This is a genomic window from Listeria ivanovii subsp. ivanovii, assembly GCF_900187025.1.
Lineage (GTDB): Bacteria > Bacillota > Bacilli > Lactobacillales > Listeriaceae > Listeria > Listeria ivanovii.
In genome coordinates this window covers 2,420,080-2,438,650 of sequence record NZ_LT906478.1, presented here as the reverse complement: position 1 = coordinate 2,438,650, position 18,571 = coordinate 2,420,080, and the positions used below count along the sequence as shown (strand labels likewise).

Sequence of the window (18,571 nt, the reverse complement as noted above, 5' to 3'; positions counted from 1 at the left end):
TTTTATTAACTGAAAAATTTGGTAATCGGTGTTTCGCCACTTTCGATGGTGTAGGTTTGATGAATACTGGATTTTTGCGATAAAGCTTCTGTGATAAAAGAAGCAACATCCTCGCGCGGAATTGATGTTTTTGGCGCACCGGAAACATTCGTGACTTTGCCAGTTCCAGCTTCATCAGAAAGTCCAACCGGCCGAACGATAGTGTAATCGAGTCCACTTCTTTTTAGTGCTTCATCTGCTTTAGCTTTAGCTTTTAAATAATGAATGAGCGAATCTGGTCCGTTTTCTGGGTCATCTGCTCCATAAGAACTAACGATGATAAAACGACGAACGCCTCTTTCTTTCGCAAAGTCTATCGCTTTAATTGCACCATCCTGGTCAATTTTGATTGTTTCATCAGGAGGTGTATGACCGCCAGATCCTGCTGTGAAAATGACTGCTTCTATTTCATCATACGCGTAAATAAAATCTTTTTTTAAATCTGCAATAAGTGGTTTTGCTCCAAGTTTTTCAAGGCCTTCTACTTGATCGGCCTTGCGCACCATTGCTCGCACAAAAAAACCTTTTTCCATGGCAAGTTTTTCTACTAGATGACGGCCGATTTTACCATTCGCGCCAATTACAAGTACATTCATTAGTGATCTCCTCCTAAAAAATATCTACAAATAACTTTTCCCGGTGAGTAAAAAATAAAACCACAAGTTAACTCGTGGTTTTGGTTATTATTCAAATAAAGAAGTGGAATGCATCGGTTGCACGCGAGCTTTTGGATCAATGAAATTCATCGCATTATTGACGGCAGTTGGTGCTTCCCCAAATCCGGTTGCGATGAGTTTTACTTTACCGTCATAGGTACAAATATCGCCAGCGCAATAAATGCCTGGGACACTTGTTTCCATTTTAGAATTTACAATAATTGAATTGCGTTCTAGCTCAAGTCCCCAGTTTTTGATAGGACCAAGCGAGGAAACAAAACCGTAATTAATGATAAAATCGTCAATTTCTAGTGTTTCTATTGTATCGCCTTTTACTTCTTGCAAAGTAATATGGGTCAGTTTGTCTCCATCTCCAAGAACTTCGGTTGGGATGAATGGTGTTTTGACCTTTACAGAAGATTTTTCTAGATTGCCGACGCTATGTTCATGTGCGCGAAAAGCATTACGTCTATGAATAATCGAGACAGAACTTGCTACTTTTTCAAGCATAAGTGCCCAGTCTACTGCGGAATCACCACCACCGCAAACCGCCACACGCCGTCCAGAAAAACGACTTATATCATTAATAAAGTAGTGAATACTATTGCCTTCATATTGTTCTGCATCAGGAAGATCTAAACGCCTTGGTTCAAATGCTCCGTTACCAGCTGTAATAATCACTGCTTTACTATAATGTGTATCTTTTTTTGTGATGATTTCAAATGTCCCATCCCCTTGTTTTTCCACACTTTGAACTGCTTCCTCTAGCGCAATAGTTGGCTCGAATGGTTTCATTTGTTGAATTAGATTGTTCACAAGTTCTTGTGCGCGAACCGATGGATAGCCCGGAATATCATAAATATATTTCTCAGGATAAAGCGTTGAAAGTTGCCCGCCTAATTGCGGTAAACTTTCGATTATTTTCACACTCGCACTTCGCATTCCAGCATAAAAGGCCGAAAATAGCCCAACCGGTCCACCACCAATGATCGTTATATCATAAATTTTTGTTTTTTCATCCAAAATACATCACCCCCTAGGTACTAAATTCCTTATGAAATCGCTAAAGTTGCAATAAGCATATTTTAGCATAAATTACTTAAAAAGAATGCTTACGGGATTGTGTGAAGGAAATAAATTCTAAAAATGAACTAGACCAATTATAGATTTAATGAAGGATAATTCCTAAAGCTAAGTGAGTAGAGAGCTGTATTGTGAATAAAATCGTATACCACTCTAACCGAGTTCACGAGAAGCTAAAAACCGCAAGTTCGCTTTCTTGAAAATGACACTAAAAAAGTCTATGATATAGTTTGTAAGCTATGAAAAAGGGAATATATTGGTACTTACCAGTTTCGCTTTAAAATAGTTTGCAGTAGATTTTTAGCGCAATCTACATAGGTGCAGTAAGGAATTCTTAATGCCATTTTTTTTGTGAAGAAAAATATAAGGGAAAGTAGATGTGATAACAGATGAGTAAATCAAAAATTGTCATTCTCGGAGCAGGATACGGAGGACTAAAAACATTACGTAAATTACAACAAAGAAACTTGGATGCCGAAATCGTTCTAGTGAATAAGAATGACTATCATCATGAAACGACATGGTTACATGAGGCAGCCGCTGGAACAATTGAACCAGAAAAATTAATGTATCCTCTTAAAAAAGTTGTTAACGAAGCAAAAACAACTTTCATTCAAGACACTGTAGTAAAAATTAATAAAGACGAAAAAACAGTCACACTAAATGCAAATGGCGATATCAGCTATGACTACTTATTAATTGCACTCGGGTCTGAAGCAGAAACATTTGGAATCAGTGGTTTAAAAGAATATGCTTTTACTATTACAAGCGTAGAATCAGTGAAAAAAATTCGTGCGCATATCGAAGCGCAATTTGCTAAATGGAAAACAGACCCTCGTGATGAATTACTAACAATTATCGTTGGTGGAGCGGGCTTTACTGGAATTGAGTTTCTTGGGGAATTAACTAATCGTATTCCAGAACTAGTTAAAAAATATGATGTACCACGTGAGAAAGTACGCATTTTCTGTATGGAAGCTGCTCCAAAAGTATTACCACAATTTGATGCAAAATTAGTGGATTATGGAGTTGGCGTTTTAGAAGATCGTGGCGTTGAGTTTCATGTTGGAAAACCAGTAAAAGAAGCTACTGCTGACGGCGTAAAATATGCTGAAAGTGAAAATGAAATTCGCGAAATTAAAGCAGCAACGATTATTTGGGCTGCCGGAGTTCGCGGCAATAGTGTTATTGAAGCTTCTGGTTTTGAAGCTGGCCGAGGACGTGTAAAAGTAAACAATAATCTTACTGTTCCGGGTAATGAAGAAATTTTAATTGTTGGTGACTGTTCATTAATTATCAACCCAGCGAATGAACGTCCATTCCCACCAACTGCTCAAATCGCTATGCAACAAGCAGACGTAGCAGCAGTGAACTTAGCAAAATTAGTAAAAGGCGAAACAGATTTAGAAGATTTTGTGTATCACGAAAAAGGAACGGTTTGCTCATTAGGTGATAATGACGCAATCGGTGTTGTCTTTGGAAAAAATCTAAAAGGCTATCCAGCATCCGTGATGAAAAAAGTTATTGATGACCGCGCTCTTTTATTAATCGGCGGTTCAGGCGTCTTAGCAAGTAAAGGGAAATTCAAATTCTATAAATAAAAACAAAGCAGTGCAATATCTTGTTTCATCAGATATTGCACTTTTTTCATGTTATAATTAAGAAAAAAAGAAAGAAGGCAACTTATGGAACAGCTTTTTGATATTCTCCCTAGTGAATGGGCAGAACGATTTTTAGAAACAGAAAAAGAACGAATGGTATTACATTTTAAAGATTCTGGAACACTATCATTACTCCAAAGTAAAGCTGGTGGGCGCGGATACTTGCCGAAAGAACAAGGCTATCCAGTGACTGACGAAGGTAAGCCACTCTCTCTTTTAGCACAAATCAATTTTTCCGAAATGCCGCAAATGGAAAACTATCCAGAATTTGGGTTGTTAGCATTCTATATTGATTATCAAGATGATTTATTAGGGCTTAATTTTGATAATCCGACGAAACAAGAGAATTTCCGGGTATTTTTCTTTGAGGATTTAGGAAGTGAAAGTCTTACAGCGGAAGAACAAGATTCGTTTTTTGCGGATGTAGCGAAAACCGACTTTTATCCAGTTGTAAATGGCGAGTTTAAAATTTCTGGCCAAGTATCTGATCAAATTTTGTTGAGTGATAGCTATGATTTTAAAAATGAATTCGGCCATAATTTTTATGAACTTGCGGATTTGATTTTCGCTGAGGATGAAGATAGAGCAGATGAACTATTCAATCTGGCACCAGAAGAAAGCCAACTTGGCGGCTATCCATTTTTCACACAAGAAGATCCACGTGTTTATACAGAAGATCCGCATCATGACACCTTGTTATTCCAACTAGCTTCTGAAGATTTTGAAGAAAATCGGATGGCAATTATGTGGGGCGACTGTGGTGTTGGGAACTTTTTCATCAACAAACAAGATTTAATCAATCGGGACTTTTCGAATATTATGTATAACTGGGATTGCTCCTGAAAAAAGAAATTCTCTCCATTTAATGGGTGAGAATTTCTTTTTTTGAGTAAATTTTCTTTTTTTAAAGCTTTTTTTGTAATAAATTAGACGAAAAACAACTGAAATAGTGTGTAAAATACACGTATAGCATACCTACAATCCTGCTAAACTTAGTAAAACTAGTAGGAGGAGATACATTTGTATAATGAAAAAGTGAAAGAAATGGTTACAGAATTAGATAAGTACAAATTAAAAGATAAATGGATCCGCTGCGAAAAATTCTCTAAAAATAAAATTATCAAAGGAGAAATATTTTTAGATGAGTTCATCATTATTACAAATGGAATTCTTCATGTGGAGAATAAAAAATTTCAAATCCTTCATTTCTTTTCAAATGGCGATATAATCAATCAACAAGTCGCGGCAATTAGTGGGGAAAACGAATTGCACTTAGTTTGTGACACGGAAGTCGCTCTCGTTTTTGTTAATAGGGAGTACTTTCTAAACTACGCAACAAATAAGCCATCCTATATGGAATGGCTTTTAGAAGCTACCTTAGTAAATAATAAAAATTTGTATAATGAGTTAATTAAATACGATTTATCCGCTGAAGATAGAATCGTCTATGCCTTACAATATCTCTGTGAAAAACTAGATATTAAAAGCGAAAATGGTTATCAAGAAATTCCAAAATACATTAACAAAATGAAAATGGCCAAGTACGGCAAAATATCTCGTAAACTATTAAATGAAAAACTGTTACTTCTTATTGATAAAGAAATCTTAAAAGAAAAAAAAGGAATATTTTATATTAAAAAAGAAAATTAATACTACAGCTAGGAACACCAAGGACGAGCTCCTTGGTGTTTAATTTTGCTGTGTTAGCTTTTTAAAACTCGCCCACCAATTTTTATTAACGATAAATGCAGTTAATAGAATGAAAGGGAAGAACTGTAGTGGGAAGACAAATAGTAAGATCGAAGCCGTTAATACTGGTTTACCAATAATTTTTGTACAGCTAGCAGCAACAAAAACAGTAATTAAGAATCCCGTAGGACCCTCTAACCAAACTGTTACTAAATAACCCATCACACTACTGGAGAAAATCGCAGGAAAAATTGCCCCGCCTTTCCAACCGGTAGCTAAACAAATACCAACTAATACTGGTTTTAAAAGAGCGATAATAAGTAAGGTTAAAATAGAAAACGCTTGAACAGTTTTAGTTATTTCAATTAATTGATGCTCACCAGAAAATAATAAGTAATAAGAAATAATACCAAATATACCAATGCTTAAACCACCAATTAGAGCTAGTATCATTTTGTTTTTGATGAAAGAAAGGGCTTTAGCTATGTAAACTTGAAGTTGCTCAAAATAAATACTAAACAACCAACCTAAAATAATCATAGGAATAAATAAAATAGCAAACCACCACGACCAACCTGCATCAGGTAAACGAATTGCAAAAATACTTGCGGGCATTTTCATAAATGATTTCAACCACAGAAAAGATGCCAGTGCGCTAAATGAAATTAAAATTGATAAAACTAATTTCGATTTTTTCGGGACTTTTTTTGCTTGCGTACTATCATCAATTTCCTCTGCAAGTCCGCTGAATGGAGAGAGGAAAATACTGGAGATAATTGCCCCGATACTTAGGCTAATTAATTCTTCTTTACGACTAGCGGATACTTTTAAATGATCGATAATCCAAGTAGTACTACTACCAACAATACCAATTAAAGCTGCTTCTGGCCCCACGCTTGCTCCGAAAGAAAGAATAATCCAAGCAGTTACTATTGTTTTCAGTAGCCGGTTCTTATATTCAATCCGACCAGTGCGTTTTAATTCAGCCATATTTTCGTGCATGGAATGAGGGTAACCACCAAATTTAAGTTGGAGAATCCCCACGAATAATCCACCAATCAATCCCATTATTAGCGGGTAATACCATGGCGACTGAAGCTGCTCAGGCAAGTAAGTCCATAAAAATTCAGTAGAAAAGTGTACTAAACCAAGGAAAAAAGCCGCAATTGCTCCTACTAAAAGTCCTAGAACAAGCGTATAAATCCCGAAAATAAATGTTAATTTTTTCATGTGTTTCAACTCCTTATCAAGCTATTGCTATGTATATTTAGCCCATCTACAAAATGACGCTTCTTTCAAAAAGAAGCGTCATTTTGTAGATGGATCATTGACTATCTTATCGAGTTAAAACAAAGGAGTATTTAAATAAAAATAGAATTTGCTGTTTGATTCCCGTAAAAACAGAAAAATAAACAGTAAGTACAACTATTATACTACTTTTTCCATGCTTTTATAAGAGTTTTCTCTTGCATTGGAGTGCGCTTCAAGGTTTATAGTAAATACAGAAGATAAATATAGTAAAGGTTTTAACGAATGAGGAGGATGTTTTATGAAAACTGTTAAATTAAATAATGGGGTAGAAATACCAATTTTAGGATTTGGTACATTTCAAATTACAGATCCATCTGAAGCCGAAACAGCGGTAAAAGAAGCAATCAAAGCGGGTTATCGACACATTGATACAGCGCAAAGTTATATGAATGAGGAAGCGGTTGGAAGAGGTATTGCAAGTTCAGGAGTCGACCGGAAGGAGCTCTTTATTACAACAAAAGTTTGGGTGGAAAACACGAGCTATCAAGGGGTAATTTCTTCCTTTGAGCGTTCTTTAAAACGTCTTGGTTTAGATTATGTGGATTTATTACTTATCCATCAACCCTTTAATGATGTTTATGGTGCTTGGCTAGCGATGGAAGAACTACAAAAAGAAGGAAAAATCCGGGCAATAGGTGTTTCTAATTTTGCAGTTGATAAGGTAGTGGATCTTGCTGAATTTAACGAAATCGTTCCGCAAGTGAATCAAATCGAAATTAATCCATTCCAACAACAGACGAAGAATATTGAAGCATTAAAAGCAGAAGGAATTATGCCAGAAGCTTGGGCACCATTTGCAGAAGGTAAAAATAATATATTTAGTAATCCAATCTTAGTAAACATTGGAGAAAAATATAATAAGTCAGTAGCACAAGTGATTCTTCGCTGGTTAGTAGAGAAAGATATTATCACGCTTGCAAAATCCGTGAAACCAGAACGGATGAAAGAAAATTTAGCGATATTTGATTTTGAGTTAACAGAATACGATAAAGTAGCAATTGCTACTTTGAATGAAGGTGAAAGCCAGTTCTTCTCTCATGCCGATCCAGATATGATTCGCTGGATGGCAAGCCGTAAATTAAACGTATAATAAAGGAATAGGTATGTTATTATTTCTGGAAAGGTAAAAAGCTGGCGATTAGCCAGCTTTTGGTTATTAAAAAAACTCTGAAATAATTCCAATTATAATCCCAGTCAAAGCTCCAAAGAAAACTTCCATTGGCTTATGACCAAGTAATTCCTTGAGATGCTTCGTTTTTTCTTCTTGTTCAGGTGCAGCAAGCCCTTTCGCATGCTCTACAAAACCTTGGAAATCACTAACTAATTTGTTTAAAACCACAGCTTGTTCTCCGGCTTGTCTCCTAACACCTGTCGCATCAAACATAACAATGATTCCAAAAACAACAGAAATAGCGAAGTAAGGAGAATTCAAGCCATTTTCAATTGCAATAGTAGTCATTAAAGCAGTTACAGCAGCTGAATGAGAACTAGGCATGCCACCAGTAGAAAACATCAGTCCCATGTTGAACTTTCGGTACACAAGTATATGTATTGGAACTTTAACAACTTGTGCAAAAATAATCGCAAAAATGGATGCAATTAATGGTGTATTCATAAATATCGACATCAAATCTCTCCTGTCAAATAGTCTATTTTTATTTTACCACAACAAATCTCATAAAGAACGAAATATAGAATTTTTCTTCTAACTCTTATATAATGAAGTATAAATCAAAATCGGAAAGAAGGGAACATATGGGACTTCAAGAAACAATTGGCATTCAAATTATTTCAGTAGAAAAAGGAAAAGCGATAGTTCAGTTAGAAGTAACCGAAAAAGTACATCAACCATTTGGCTATTTGCATGGTGGAGTTTCCGTGGTATTAGCAGAGCATGCCGCAAGTATTGGGGCGGCAAAATCAATCGAATCAGGCGAAATAGTCTTTGGCTTAGAAATTAATGCTAATCACCTTGCTTCTAAAAAAGATGGTCTAATCACTGCAACCGCGGAGGCAGTTCACCTTGGAAAAAGCACCCAAGTATGGGAAGTTAAAATTACTGACGAGGCAGATAAGTTAATCTGTATTAGTAGATGTACGATAGCGGTGAAAAAGAAACGAAACGAAAAGCATGGCCGAGAGTAATAAAAACTCGTGCCATGCTTGTTTTATTTCTCAAATCTATCTTCGTCTTCTTCTGTTTCACTTTCATCCTGCTCGATAATTTCATGCTCAGAATCATCCGACTGTTCTTCAATCGTTTGTTCATCACGTTCGCGCTGTTCTTCTTCTTTATCTTCACGCTCATCAATTTTTTCTTCACGCCGTTCCCATTCCATTCGTTCCTCAAGTTCTTCACGCTCTTGTCGTGCTTTTTCAATTTGTTCTTGGCGAATAATTAGGCTTTTCTTCTTCTTGATGTCATCTTTTTTCACTGAACGTAATTGGTCACGAATTCGAATCGCAAGGGGGACGCCTGTATCGTAAGCGGCACGGTTAATCAAGTGAGAGGCTACAGGAGTTGTTAAAAAGATGAATAGGATAGCGAGTAGTACCCGAGCATTAAAACCTTCTCCTGAGTGGAAAAAGTAACCAACTGTAGCAAATAGCAACAAACTAACTCCAAAAGTATTGCTAATCCCCGCAGCATGAGTTCTAGTATATACGTCAGGGAGTCTAATAACACCAATCGCGGCAAGAATACTAAGCAAACCACCGATTAGAATCATCACGGAAATAATAATTTCAATTATCACGTTCACGGTCAATCACCTTCCCTTTCTCAATAAATTTGGCAAAGGAAACTGTTCCAATAAATGCAAGTAAAGCGATAAGTAAAATAACATCTAAAAAGGCATTAGTATCATAAAACATCGACAGTAGGGCAACAATCGCAACCAGGTTCATTCCGATAGAATCAAGCGCTACTACTTTGTCTGAAGTGGTCGGTCCTTTTAAAATTCGGTAAAGGTATAAGAATGTGGAAATCGAATATAGTAGCAAACCAATGGATAAGGCAATTTGAATAATCATCCGTGGAACACCTCCATAATCGCGCCTTCATAAGACTTACGAATAGTAGCAATTTCTTCCTCAATATTTGGAACATGAAGAGAATGAACATAAATTGCTTTGTAATCATCCGAAATATCTATCGAAAGTGTCCCGGGGGTTAATGTAATTAGTAAAGCTAGCATCGTTACTTCCCAGTCAGTTTCAAGCGTTGTATCATATCTGAAAATACCTGGACGAATATTCATATCTTTTTTCAGGACAATCCGGCTAACATGAATAGTCGAAACAATTAAATCATGTAAGAAGCGGAATACTAATTTGACTAAAGCGAACAACCGGAATATGTAAAACCGGGACCCAAGAAAGCGTCGCATAAAAAGTAATAAGAATATCCCGATGATAAAGCCAATGATAAATGTCGCAAAACTAAATGATGACTCAAGAAACATCCACAAACAAGCAAGTATTATATTAAGAATAAGTTGAAAAGCCATCTTTTATCACTCCTTTAACACCGCATGAATATAAACAGAAGGATCAACAAGTGGATCAACCGCTTGTTCAATAAACGGATAAATTGCGTTACTAAACACTCCGTATGCAATCGAAATAGTTAATAAGATAAGGACTGGAATGAGCATTTTTTTATAAGGAATTTGTAAATTGAATACTCCTTTTTTCTCTCCCCAGAAACCTTTTGTAAAGACTTTAATTAATGACATAAGAACGAATAAACTAGAAAGTAGTATGATTATGCCACCAGCAATTTGACCAGTTGAGAAAGCCCCTTCGACAATCAAAAGTTTACCAATGAATCCACTCAGAGGAGGAATCCCGGAAAGACCTAAAGTAGCGATAAAGAAAATCCAACCAAGTGACGACTTCACACTCATTAAACCACTGAATTTCTTCACGCTGGAGTAACCAGTAATTGCCATTACAATTCCAACAATTAGAAAGAGGGCCGCTTTAATTATCATATCATGAATTAAGTAAAATACCGCGCCAGTCATAGATTCACGTGTCATAATCGAAACGCTAAACAAAATCACACCAATGGCAATCATAATATTGTAAATTACGATAGTCTTCATATCATAATAACTCATTGCCCCAATGACGCCGAGGATAATGGTAACTATCGCCAGTATTCCAAGTAAAGGTACAACAAAATCTGTCAGTGAACTAAAGAATAAAGTATAGGTTCGAATAATCGCATAAACACCAACCTTTGTCAAAAGACCACCGAAAAGTGCAAGAACTGGAATTGGAGGAGCAAAGTAAGATCCTGGAAGCCAGAAGTAAAGCGGAAACAGGCCAGCTTTAAGCCCAAAGACGAACAAGAAAAGAACCGCGACAACGCTTATCATTCCAGTATTGGCGCCATTTAAATCAGAAATTTTTTGCGAAATATCCGCCATATTTAACGTTCCAATCATTGAGTACAGCAAGGCGATGGCTACAACGAAAAATCCTGAACCAACTACATTAATTAGCAAGTATTTAATGGTTGCTTTTAATTGTACTTGTGTCCCTCCGATTACGAGTAACACATAAGACGCCATTAACATTACTTCAAAGAAAACAAACATATTAAAAATATCGCCCGTTAGAAACGAACCATTAACTCCAACAATCATAAAGAGCATTGCAGGATAGTAAAGGAATTTCTCACGCGGTTTTCCGATTGTATAGAAGGAATATAAGACTACACAGAAAAGTATGATACTCGTTGTTGCTGTTAGTAAGATGGCGAACATGTCACCAACCATTGTAATTCCAAAAGGAGCAGCCCAGTTCCCAATATTAAGGGTAGTAATTCCGTTTTCCCGAACGTAAAATACGAGGAAAAAGGAGGCAACAACCAAGATACCACTAAAAATCAGAGCGAAAATTCGTTGTATAATAACTTTTCTCGGGAGTAACATTAAAACAATGGCTCCCAAAAAAGGAATTAGAATCGGCATTAAAATTAAATTATTCATCATCGGCTTCATGTCCTCTCGTCTTGGATACGCTCTCGCTATCAAGCTCCTGATACGCTCTATAAGCAAGAACAAGGAAAAAGGCAGTTACACCAAAGCTTATAACAATTGCAGTTAAAATAAGGGCCTGTGGAAGCGGGTCATTGTACACACCAGACCCTTCCGTCCCAAGAATCGGAACACGACCTTTTTTTAAGCCGCCCATCGTCAGTACAAGTAAGTTAACACCATGACTGAGGACAGCCGTTCCGATAATGATTCGCAACAAACTTTTAGAGAGAATTAAATAGACCGCAGCGGCAAAAATTAAGCCGATTAATATAGACATTAATAGTTCCATTAGTCACTCTCTCCAATCGTTTGAATTATCGTAAGCGTTACACCGACAACCACAAGATAAACACCAAGGTCGAAAAGTGTCGCCGTGTGTAGCGCAGTATCCCCTAAAATGGGCAAATCCACATGACCAAATTTGTGAGTCAAGAAAGGATTGCCAGTAAAAATGCCAATCATACCTGTACCAAGCGCAAAAGTTAGCCCGATACCCGTAAGCATAATCGTATTAATATTTAACATACTTGCGACTGTTTTCGTATCATAGGCAAGTAATGTCAATGTAATAGCGCCCGCCGTCGTTAGCCCAGCAACAAATCCACCACCAGGGTTGTAATGACCCGCAAAGAATAGATGAAGTGAGAATAAGAAAATAATGAAAGCAACTACTTTCGTCACATTTCTAAGAAGAACGTCATTCGTTTTCATCATTTTCACCTCGTTTCGTCAGACGTAATTTAATCATTGCATAAATACCAATCGCGGCAATCGAAAGAACGGCTGTTTCAAACATCGTATCAAAACCACGGAAATCTACTAAGATCACATTAACAATATTTTTACCAGCAGCTTCCACGTAAGCATTATCAATATAGTATTTCGAAATTGAATCATAGAAAGTCGTGTTATAAGCAGATAGGGAGACTAGTGTAATAATGACGCCAACCCCGATACTTAAAAACGTCTTAAGCGATAACCATTTTGGCTTTTCTTCAATATTACTGAATTGTGGTAGATGATAGAAAACGAGCAGATAAAGTACTACCGAAATCGTTTCAATAATAAGTTGTGTTAAAGCAAGATCAGGTGCTCTAGAGATAACGAAGAAAATACTAATCGTGTAGCCCATCGCCCCAAGCAAGATAATCGATGTGATTCTTGATTTAGAGAAAACAATCCCAACTAAGGTAACTAGAATAACAGCCGCTAAAACAAAATCCACTACAGTTACTCTTGTCATGGTAGTGAAGTTGAAATCAATTGCCTGCGTGAAAATCATTGCTGAAGCCATCATCAAAATAAAGGCGGATAGCATGTAATTTAAATAAGTTCTCAGCCAACCAGTCATAATAAACATCGTCATGCGGTAGGAGCCTTGTTCCAAATAAAACATACCATTATCATAGGCTTTTCCAATTCTTAGCACTTTTGGAACACGAGTTGTAATCCACGGTTTCCAGTATTTATGTGTTAGGAATAAGATTACTCCAACAATCACAACACCGAACGTCATCAGAAGTGCAGGCGTAAATCCATGCCACATACTAATATGAATCGAAAAGTCCGTATTAAGTCCTGGAACAATCGCTCTAACTGCTGGTTCTAAAATTGGCTCAGCAATTAACCCTGGGAATAGACCAATGATTACCACAAAAGCGGATAAAATAATCGGAGGTAAAAGTAAGCCAAAGGAAGCTTCATGCGGTTTTTTCGGAAGTAAGTAAGGCTTCACTTTTCCAGTAAAGGTTTTGAAGAAAATAATCATGCTATAAACAAAGGTAAACACACTAGCAACCCAAGCAATAACAGGAAGGATAACACCCCAAGTACTTGCGTCAAACAACTGCAAATGTGTAATATTTACCATGCTTTCAAAAAACATCTCTTTACTTAAGAATCCATTAAAAGGTGGAATCCCAGCCATCGAAAATGTTCCAATGAAAGCAATAGTCGCCGTAATCGGCATAATTCTCATTAAACCACCTAGTCGCCGGATATCACGTGTTCCTGTTTCATGATCGACAATTCCGACCATCATGAACAAACTACCTTTAAATGTGGCATGGTTGAATAAGTGGAAAACAGCAGCGACAATGGCTATCACATAAATATCATCACTTAACGTATCAAAGTGAAGGGAAGCTGCCCCGATTCCAAGTAATGCCATAATCATTCCGAGTTGGCTAATTGTCGAGTAAGCTAGAATTGCTTTTAAGTCATTCTTCTTCGTAGCATTAATGGAGCCCCAGAAGAGCGTGGTAATCCCGACAAGTGAAACCGTCCAAAACCAAACACCAGAACTTGCAAATAATGGAGTAAATCGAGCAACAATATAAATCCCCGCTTTTACCATCGTCGCTGAATGCAAGTATGCACTAACAGGAGTCGGTGCTTCCATTGCATCTGGTAGCCAAATGTGAAATGGTACTTGAGCTGATTTTGTAAAAGCACCAAGCAAGACAAGAATCATTGCCGGAATGAATAAACTACTTTGACTAATAACATCAGCATCTTGGATAATTGCTCGAATCGAGTAAGAATCGCTCATAATATGGAGTAAAATAAATCCTCCAAGCATCATCAAACCACCAAATACGGTAATCATCATTGATTTACGAGCACCATAACGTGAGCGCTCTCTATGATACCAGTAACCAATCAATAAGAAGGAACTAATCGAAGTTAACTCCCAGAAAAGATACAGGACAATCAAATTATCACTAAGAACAACCCCAAGCATGGCGGTCATGAAAATAAATAAGAAAGTATAAAAATTGCTAAGTCGCTCTTTTTTCTTTCCTAAATAATAAATGGAGTAAAACGTAACAAGTGATCCAATCCCTGTAATCAGTAGTGCGAATAGCAAACTAAGCCCATCTACAACTACCGTAAAATTAATCCCAAGTCGTGGAATCCAAGGCATCGAAACAACCGTTGCCCCGTCCATCGTCTTTGGGATATAAGTTAAGAAATAAATAAATAGGATCACTGGAATCGGAAGTACTAGCCAGCCAGTGTGAATTTGCTTTGTCCACCGATAAAATAGTGGAATTAAGAATGCCACAATGAATGGCAAAAGAATTGCTAGATGAAGAAATGACAAAATCGGCTCCCCCTCGAAGATTTTTTATACGGAAAGTCCTCCTGAAATGAGGAAAATAAAAACAGGAAAATCATTGTTTTTTAAGCAAGTACTTACATTTAATGAAATCTAAACGTAACCCCAAATAGTAAGAAGTCGAACTAAATCATAAAAATTCACTACTTTTATAACATTACCATTCTTGAAGTACCTTAAATAATCCGCCGTACTTTTTATATTTTTTATTATAACATACTTTTTTGTCTGAAAAAAAGGTGGAAAACTTAACTTTCTAAATCAATTTGTCTATTAAAAAAAACAATTAAATAGGAAGAATAAAAAAAGCAAGCCTAAGAAAAACTTAGATTTGCTAAAATTTAATCGACATTGACATGACGTTTTCGGTCGGAGTGAAGCGCATAAAGTAAAACGAAAAATGCCACAAAAAACATGAAGCTCATAAAAAGGAAAACGCTAGGAATGCCGGTATAACCAGCAAGCGTACCGCCAAGAATTGGACCGATAACATTTCCTAAGAACCTAGCACTTTGATTGTAACCGAGCATCTCCCCTTGCATCACACCAGGCGCTGCGAGGCGAATATATGCCGTTGTACAAGGGCCCATGCCGCCAATTGCAATCCCAAACAAGAATCGGAAAAAAATAAATACCCATAGATTTGTTGCAAAAGCTTGTGGAATAACAAAAATAGCAGCCATAATTAAAAGGATATTTAAAATCTTCTCATAGCCATATTTATCCCCAAGTTGCCCCCATTTTCGTGTCATTACTAAATTCCCAAAACCAGTCGCAGAAAATGCCAGACCAGATAAGAATGCTATATTATCTGATTGGGTCATATCACCCACATAAAGTGCCAACAGTGGTTGAACACTAAAATTAGCAATTTGAATAAGTGCAGTAATAATCATCACGGTGAAGAGAACCCGAAGCGTGAATATTTGTTTTAAAACAGCACGTCTTGAGTAAACTACTTTTGCGGCTTCTTTTTGTTCGTCTGTGCGAATTTCTTTTACACCAAAAGCGACAAGTAGTGCTGCGAGCATCATCGCGATCCCAGTAATGGTAAAAGTATCTTTGAAACCAAATAAATCCGCCATCGCTCCACCAATTAACGGTCCAAATAGCATTCCGGTTACACCCCCAAGCTGCAGTGTACCAAGAATTTTTCCAGCTTCATGTCTAGGAGTTTGTCTCGCAATAAAAGCATTACTAACACCAATAAATCCCGTAACAACTCCCATGAAAATCCGCAAAATCAACAAATAAGTAACCGAATGTGCAAATCCCATCAAGAAAATACAAATCGCTAAACCGAAAGAAGTTAAAATTAATATACCTTTATAGCCATGTTTATCCCCAATTCGTCCCCAAATAGGAGAAAAAATAAAAGCCACTAAAAAAGTAACCCCGAAAATATAACCTGCCCACCTTTGGACATAAGAATCACTATAGTCGCCAAATGTTTCGATATAGAGCGACAAAAAAGGCATAATCATCGTCATACTGGCTGACATCAGTAGATTAGCAACCATTAAAATGTACAAATTTCTCTTTCTTGTTGTCATAAAAAAATCATCTCTATTCGTATTATTGTTAAAACTCACCTTTTCATTATAGAATAAAAGGTAGCGAATGAAAAATAAAGTGAAGGAAGTGCATTTTTGGTTAAAAAAATTGTCATTTGGGTTTCAGCTGTTATACTAGTACTATATCTGATTGCCGTCGTTGTTAATTTACTTATTATTTGGCTACGTTAGTGAACAATCAATTAAAACAAGAAGGAGTTTTACAATATGACTTACCCACAATTATCAAAAGAAGTAGCACCTAATGAGATTGAAGCAGAAATGATCACAAACCGAGGAACTATCCGTATCAAATTGTTCCCAGAAATCGCTCCAAAAACAGTAGAAAACTTTGTTACACATTCTAAAAATGGTTATTACGATGGGCTTATTTTCCACCGTGTTATACCTGAATTCATGATCCAAGGTGGGGACCCAGACGGTCGTGGTACTGGTGGCGAAAGTATTTGGGGAGAAGCTTTTGAAGACGAATTTTCTACAGAAGCATTCAATTTGCGCGGCGCTTTATCAATGGCAAACGCTGGCCCAAATACAAACGGCAGCCAATTTTTCATCGTTCAAAAACCAGATATGCCCGCTGACATGCTTGGCCAAATGGAACAAGCTGGCTTCCCAGTGGAAGTTATCGAAGCTTACAAAGAAGGCGGAACTCCTTGGTTAGACGGCCGTCACACTGTTTTCGGTCACGTAATCGAAGGCATGGACGTAGTAGACGAAATAGCAGGACTACCAACTGGCATGCAAGACAAACCAGTGAATGATGTTGTGATTGAGAAGATTAATATTAAATAAAACAAAAAACAAGTTTTTCATGCTAATCCGTGAAAAACTTGTTTTATTTTTAAACGAAGACCTCCGAAAAGAATTCATTATATAGCGCCCGAACTGCTGTATTTTCCTGTGCTTCTTTGACGCCGAACATAATGCTTACTTCTGAAGAGCCTTGATTAATCATTTCAATATTTACTTTTGCGTCGGATAAAGCTTTAGAAGCACGAGAAGTTATCCCGACATTATGACGCATTGTTTCGCCTACAACCATAATTAGTGAAATTCCATGTTGTATAATAACTTGATCGGCATTTAATTCTTCTTTCAACCGAGTCATAATTGTCTGTTCGGTGTCCTCGCCAAACTGATTTTCGCGAATAATAATAGTTAAATCATCAATTCCGGATGGCATATGCTCATAGTTCAGCCCAGAGTCTTCCAAGATTTGTAACACTTTTCGACCAAAGCCAATTTCCCGGTTCATTAAATATTTACTAATATAAATGCTGCAAAAACCGTCGTCGCTCGCAATTCCAACGACAGGCCCATTGTTGTTTTCGCGTTCATGTACGACACGAGTTCCACATGAGTCAGGATTGTTTGTATTTTTAATATGAACAGGAATCCCCGCATGGAAGGCCGGAATCAAGGCTTCGTCATGAAAAACAGAGAAGCCAGCATAAGAAAGTTCGCGCATTTCGCGGTAAGTTAGTTCGAGTACTTTCTTCGGGTTTTTTACAATTGCCGGATTGACTGCATAAACTGCGTCCACATCAGTAAAATTCTCGTATAACTCAGCTTGCGCCCCATTGGCCACAATAGCTCCAGTAATATCAGAACCACTTCTGGAAAAAGTACTGATTTCGCCGTCTTTTGTGTAACCGAAAAATCCTGGGAAAACGATGATACCTTCTCGTTCTCGAAGTGCAAACAAGCGGTCATAAGATTCAGGTAAAACTTGGGCACTTGCATGTTCGTCCGTCACGAGTAATCCAGCATCTTTTGGATTAATATAGTTGGCATTTAAGCCTTTAAATTTAAAATAAGACGCGATTAATTTCGCGTTATTATCTTCTCCGCTAGCTTTCATTCGATCTAAAAATTTATCTGGATCGCTTTTATCAGAAGAAATTGTCGCTTGTAAATCTGAGCGAATTTGCTGGATAATTGCATCATCCATTCCAGTATCTAGCGCAATTCCGGCGTATCTAGCAATGACAGCTTCAAATAATTCTGTCGTATCTTCTCCTAAAAGTGCTTTTGTCGCGCAATCAATAAGTAAGTCTGTCACTTTTGTATCCTCTTTGAAACGTTTACCAGGAGCTGATACAACAACGATTTTTCGATCAGAATCCTCCGCTACAAGTTGGAAAACTTTATTTAATTGAATTCCTGATGCTAAAGAACTCCCACCAAATTTAATTACTTTCATGCAACACACTCCTGATTTGAATTTTTTATCTTCCGAAAGCATTATTTTGAATGATGCGAAATTTTCTGAGCTTTCGGATAAAGTTATTGTTTATTATCGCTCTTTTCGCATGAAATCGCAATGCTTTTTCTCATTTTTAATAAATTTTTCGTTGCTCCATTCGTTTGCTTGTTTAAAATGGGA

The 18,571-nt window shown here is 37.0% G+C and carries 19 protein-coding genes; 6 read left to right on the top strand and 13 right to left on the bottom strand.

The annotated features are described in order from the left end of the window. Positions 1-5: 5 nt before the first annotated feature. Positions 6-635, bottom strand: a complete 630-nt coding sequence (locus CKV67_RS12055) for an SDR family oxidoreductase (RefSeq protein WP_025280076.1) — start codon at positions 633-635, stop codon at positions 6-8. A gap of 87 nt (positions 636-722) precedes the next feature. Further along, positions 723-1,718 (bottom strand): NAD(P)/FAD-dependent oxidoreductase, encoded by a 996-nt coding sequence (locus CKV67_RS12050; RefSeq protein ID WP_014093623.1) that lies wholly within the window; start codon positions 1,716-1,718, stop codon positions 723-725. A 449-nt stretch (positions 1,719-2,167) separates the two neighbouring features. Here CKV67_RS12050 and CKV67_RS12045 point away from each other — a divergent pair, with 449 nt between their 5' ends. From CKV67_RS12045 to CKV67_RS12035, 3 genes are all read left to right on the top strand, one after another. Beyond that, a complete protein-coding gene (locus tag CKV67_RS12045) occupies positions 2,168-3,379 on the top strand; it encodes an NAD(P)/FAD-dependent oxidoreductase (RefSeq protein WP_014093622.1) in 1,212 nt (403 codons plus the stop codon). A gap of 84 nt (positions 3,380-3,463) precedes the next feature. Then, positions 3,464-4,282, top strand: a complete 819-nt coding sequence (locus CKV67_RS12040) for a YwqG family protein (protein ID WP_014093621.1) — start codon at positions 3,464-3,466, stop codon at positions 4,280-4,282. A gap of 177 nt (positions 4,283-4,459) precedes the next feature. Beyond that, entirely contained in the window at positions 4,460-5,089 is a 630-nt protein-coding gene (locus tag CKV67_RS12035) for a cyclic nucleotide-binding domain-containing protein (RefSeq protein WP_014093620.1), read from the top strand. 39 nt (positions 5,090-5,128) lie between these two features. Here CKV67_RS12035 and CKV67_RS12030 read toward each other — a convergent pair whose 3' ends face one another. Next, a complete protein-coding gene (locus CKV67_RS12030; protein WP_014093619.1) occupies positions 5,129-6,358 on the bottom strand; it encodes a chloride channel protein in 1,230 nt (409 codons plus the stop codon). Between the two features lie 319 nt (positions 6,359-6,677). On the opposite strand from CKV67_RS12030, the gene CKV67_RS12025 reads away from it, so the two are divergent. Further along, complete coding sequence (locus tag CKV67_RS12025) at positions 6,678-7,529, top strand: aldo/keto reductase (protein WP_014093618.1); 852 nt, start codon at positions 6,678-6,680, stop codon at positions 7,527-7,529. 66 nt (positions 7,530-7,595) lie between these two features. Here CKV67_RS12025 and CKV67_RS12020 read toward each other — a convergent pair whose 3' ends face one another. Then, positions 7,596-8,066: a divergent PAP2 family protein gene (locus CKV67_RS12020; RefSeq protein WP_014093617.1), complete on the bottom strand. Its 471-nt coding sequence runs from the start codon at positions 8,064-8,066 to the stop codon at positions 7,596-7,598. Positions 8,067-8,194: 128 nt separating this feature from the next. On the opposite strand from CKV67_RS12020, the gene menI reads away from it, so the two are divergent. Beyond that, positions 8,195-8,584 (top strand): 1,4-dihydroxy-2-naphthoyl-CoA hydrolase MenI, encoded by a 390-nt coding sequence (gene menI, locus CKV67_RS12015; protein ID WP_014093616.1) that lies wholly within the window; start codon positions 8,195-8,197, stop codon positions 8,582-8,584. Positions 8,585-8,607: 23 nt separating this feature from the next. On the opposite strand, the gene mnhG is transcribed toward menI, so the two are convergent. From mnhG to CKV67_RS11975, 8 genes are all read right to left on the bottom strand, one after another. After that, a complete protein-coding gene (gene mnhG / locus CKV67_RS12010) occupies positions 8,608-9,201 on the bottom strand; it encodes a monovalent cation/H(+) antiporter subunit G (RefSeq protein WP_014093615.1) in 594 nt (197 codons plus the stop codon). Beyond that, the gene (locus tag CKV67_RS12005) at positions 9,185-9,472 is read right to left on the bottom strand and encodes a Na(+)/H(+) antiporter subunit F1 (RefSeq protein WP_003749336.1); all 288 of its coding nucleotides are present in this window, start codon (positions 9,470-9,472) and stop codon (positions 9,185-9,187) included. Before CKV67_RS12005 ends, mnhG begins: the two co-directional genes overlap by 17 nt. Then, positions 9,469-9,948, bottom strand: coding sequence for a Na+/H+ antiporter subunit E (locus CKV67_RS12000; protein ID WP_003720692.1), 480 nt, complete (start codon positions 9,946-9,948; stop codon positions 9,469-9,471). The genes CKV67_RS12005 and CKV67_RS12000 overlap by 4 nt, the downstream gene beginning before the upstream one ends. A 6-nt stretch (positions 9,949-9,954) precedes the next feature. Beyond that, positions 9,955-11,439 (bottom strand): Na+/H+ antiporter subunit D, encoded by a 1,485-nt coding sequence (locus tag CKV67_RS11995; RefSeq protein ID WP_095075156.1) that lies wholly within the window; start codon positions 11,437-11,439, stop codon positions 9,955-9,957. After that, positions 11,432-11,779: a Na(+)/H(+) antiporter subunit C gene (locus tag CKV67_RS11990; RefSeq protein WP_012986334.1), complete on the bottom strand. Its 348-nt coding sequence runs from the start codon at positions 11,777-11,779 to the stop codon at positions 11,432-11,434. Before CKV67_RS11990 ends, CKV67_RS11995 begins: the two co-directional genes overlap by 8 nt. Beyond that, entirely contained in the window at positions 11,779-12,204 is a 426-nt protein-coding gene (locus CKV67_RS11985) for a Na(+)/H(+) antiporter subunit B (protein ID WP_014093613.1), read from the bottom strand. Before CKV67_RS11985 ends, CKV67_RS11990 begins: the two co-directional genes overlap by 1 nt. After that, on the bottom strand, positions 12,188-14,596 hold the full coding sequence (locus tag CKV67_RS11980) for a Na+/H+ antiporter subunit A (protein WP_014093612.1): 2,409 nt from the start codon (positions 14,594-14,596) through the stop codon (positions 12,188-12,190). The genes CKV67_RS11985 and CKV67_RS11980 overlap by 17 nt, the downstream gene beginning before the upstream one ends. A 356-nt stretch (positions 14,597-14,952) precedes the next feature. Next, the gene (locus CKV67_RS11975; protein WP_025280073.1) at positions 14,953-16,164 is read right to left on the bottom strand and encodes a lmo2377 family MFS transporter; all 1,212 of its coding nucleotides are present in this window, start codon (positions 16,162-16,164) and stop codon (positions 14,953-14,955) included. Positions 16,165-16,392: 228 nt separating this feature from the next. Between CKV67_RS11975 and CKV67_RS11970 the strand changes: the two genes are divergently transcribed. Continuing rightward, the gene (locus CKV67_RS11970) at positions 16,393-16,977 is read left to right on the top strand and encodes a peptidylprolyl isomerase (RefSeq protein ID WP_003749321.1); all 585 of its coding nucleotides are present in this window, start codon (positions 16,393-16,395) and stop codon (positions 16,975-16,977) included. Between the two features lie 49 nt (positions 16,978-17,026). Here the strand turns inward: CKV67_RS11970 and CKV67_RS11965 are convergent, their stop codons facing one another. Further along, the gene (locus CKV67_RS11965; RefSeq protein WP_025280072.1) at positions 17,027-18,388 is read right to left on the bottom strand and encodes an aspartate kinase; all 1,362 of its coding nucleotides are present in this window, start codon (positions 18,386-18,388) and stop codon (positions 17,027-17,029) included. Between the last annotated feature and the right edge of the window lie 183 nt (positions 18,389-18,571).

Bases quoted from the DNA above. Each gene is read 5' to 3' on its own strand.
- CKV67_RS12000 (WP_003720692.1), bottom strand. From the start codon at position 9,948: ATGGCTTTTCAACTTATTCTTAATATAATACTTGCTTGTTTGTGGATG.
- CKV67_RS12030 (WP_014093619.1), bottom strand. From the start codon at position 6,358: ATGAAAAAATTAACATTTATTTTCGGGATTTATACGCTTGTTCTAGGA.
- CKV67_RS11965 (WP_025280072.1), bottom strand. From the start codon at position 18,388: ATGAAAGTAATTAAATTTGGTGGGAGTTCTTTAGCATCAGGAATTCAA.
- CKV67_RS12005 (WP_003749336.1), bottom strand. From the start codon at position 9,472: ATGATTATTCAAATTGCCTTATCCATTGGTTTGCTACTATATTCGATT.
- CKV67_RS12040 (WP_014093621.1), top strand. From the start codon at position 3,464: ATGGAACAGCTTTTTGATATTCTCCCTAGTGAATGGGCAGAACGATTT.
- CKV67_RS11990 (WP_012986334.1), bottom strand. From the start codon at position 11,779: ATGGAACTATTAATGTCTATATTAATCGGCTTAATTTTTGCCGCTGCG.
- CKV67_RS12020 (WP_014093617.1), bottom strand. From the start codon at position 8,066: ATGTCGATATTTATGAATACACCATTAATTGCATCCATTTTTGCGATT.
- CKV67_RS12025 (WP_014093618.1), top strand. From the start codon at position 6,678: ATGAAAACTGTTAAATTAAATAATGGGGTAGAAATACCAATTTTAGGA.
- CKV67_RS11975 (WP_025280073.1), bottom strand. From the start codon at position 16,164: ATGACAACAAGAAAGAGAAATTTGTACATTTTAATGGTTGCTAATCTA.
- CKV67_RS12055 (WP_025280076.1), bottom strand. From the start codon at position 635: ATGAATGTACTTGTAATTGGCGCGAATGGTAAAATCGGCCGTCATCTA.
- CKV67_RS11985 (WP_014093613.1), bottom strand. From the start codon at position 12,204: ATGATGAAAACGAATGACGTTCTTCTTAGAAATGTGACGAAAGTAGTT.
- menI (WP_014093616.1), top strand. From the start codon at position 8,195: ATGGGACTTCAAGAAACAATTGGCATTCAAATTATTTCAGTAGAAAAA.
- CKV67_RS12045 (WP_014093622.1), top strand. From the start codon at position 2,168: ATGAGTAAATCAAAAATTGTCATTCTCGGAGCAGGATACGGAGGACTA.
- CKV67_RS11970 (WP_003749321.1), top strand. From the start codon at position 16,393: ATGACTTACCCACAATTATCAAAAGAAGTAGCACCTAATGAGATTGAA.
- CKV67_RS11995 (WP_095075156.1), bottom strand. From the start codon at position 11,439: ATGAATAATTTAATTTTAATGCCGATTCTAATTCCTTTTTTGGGAGCC.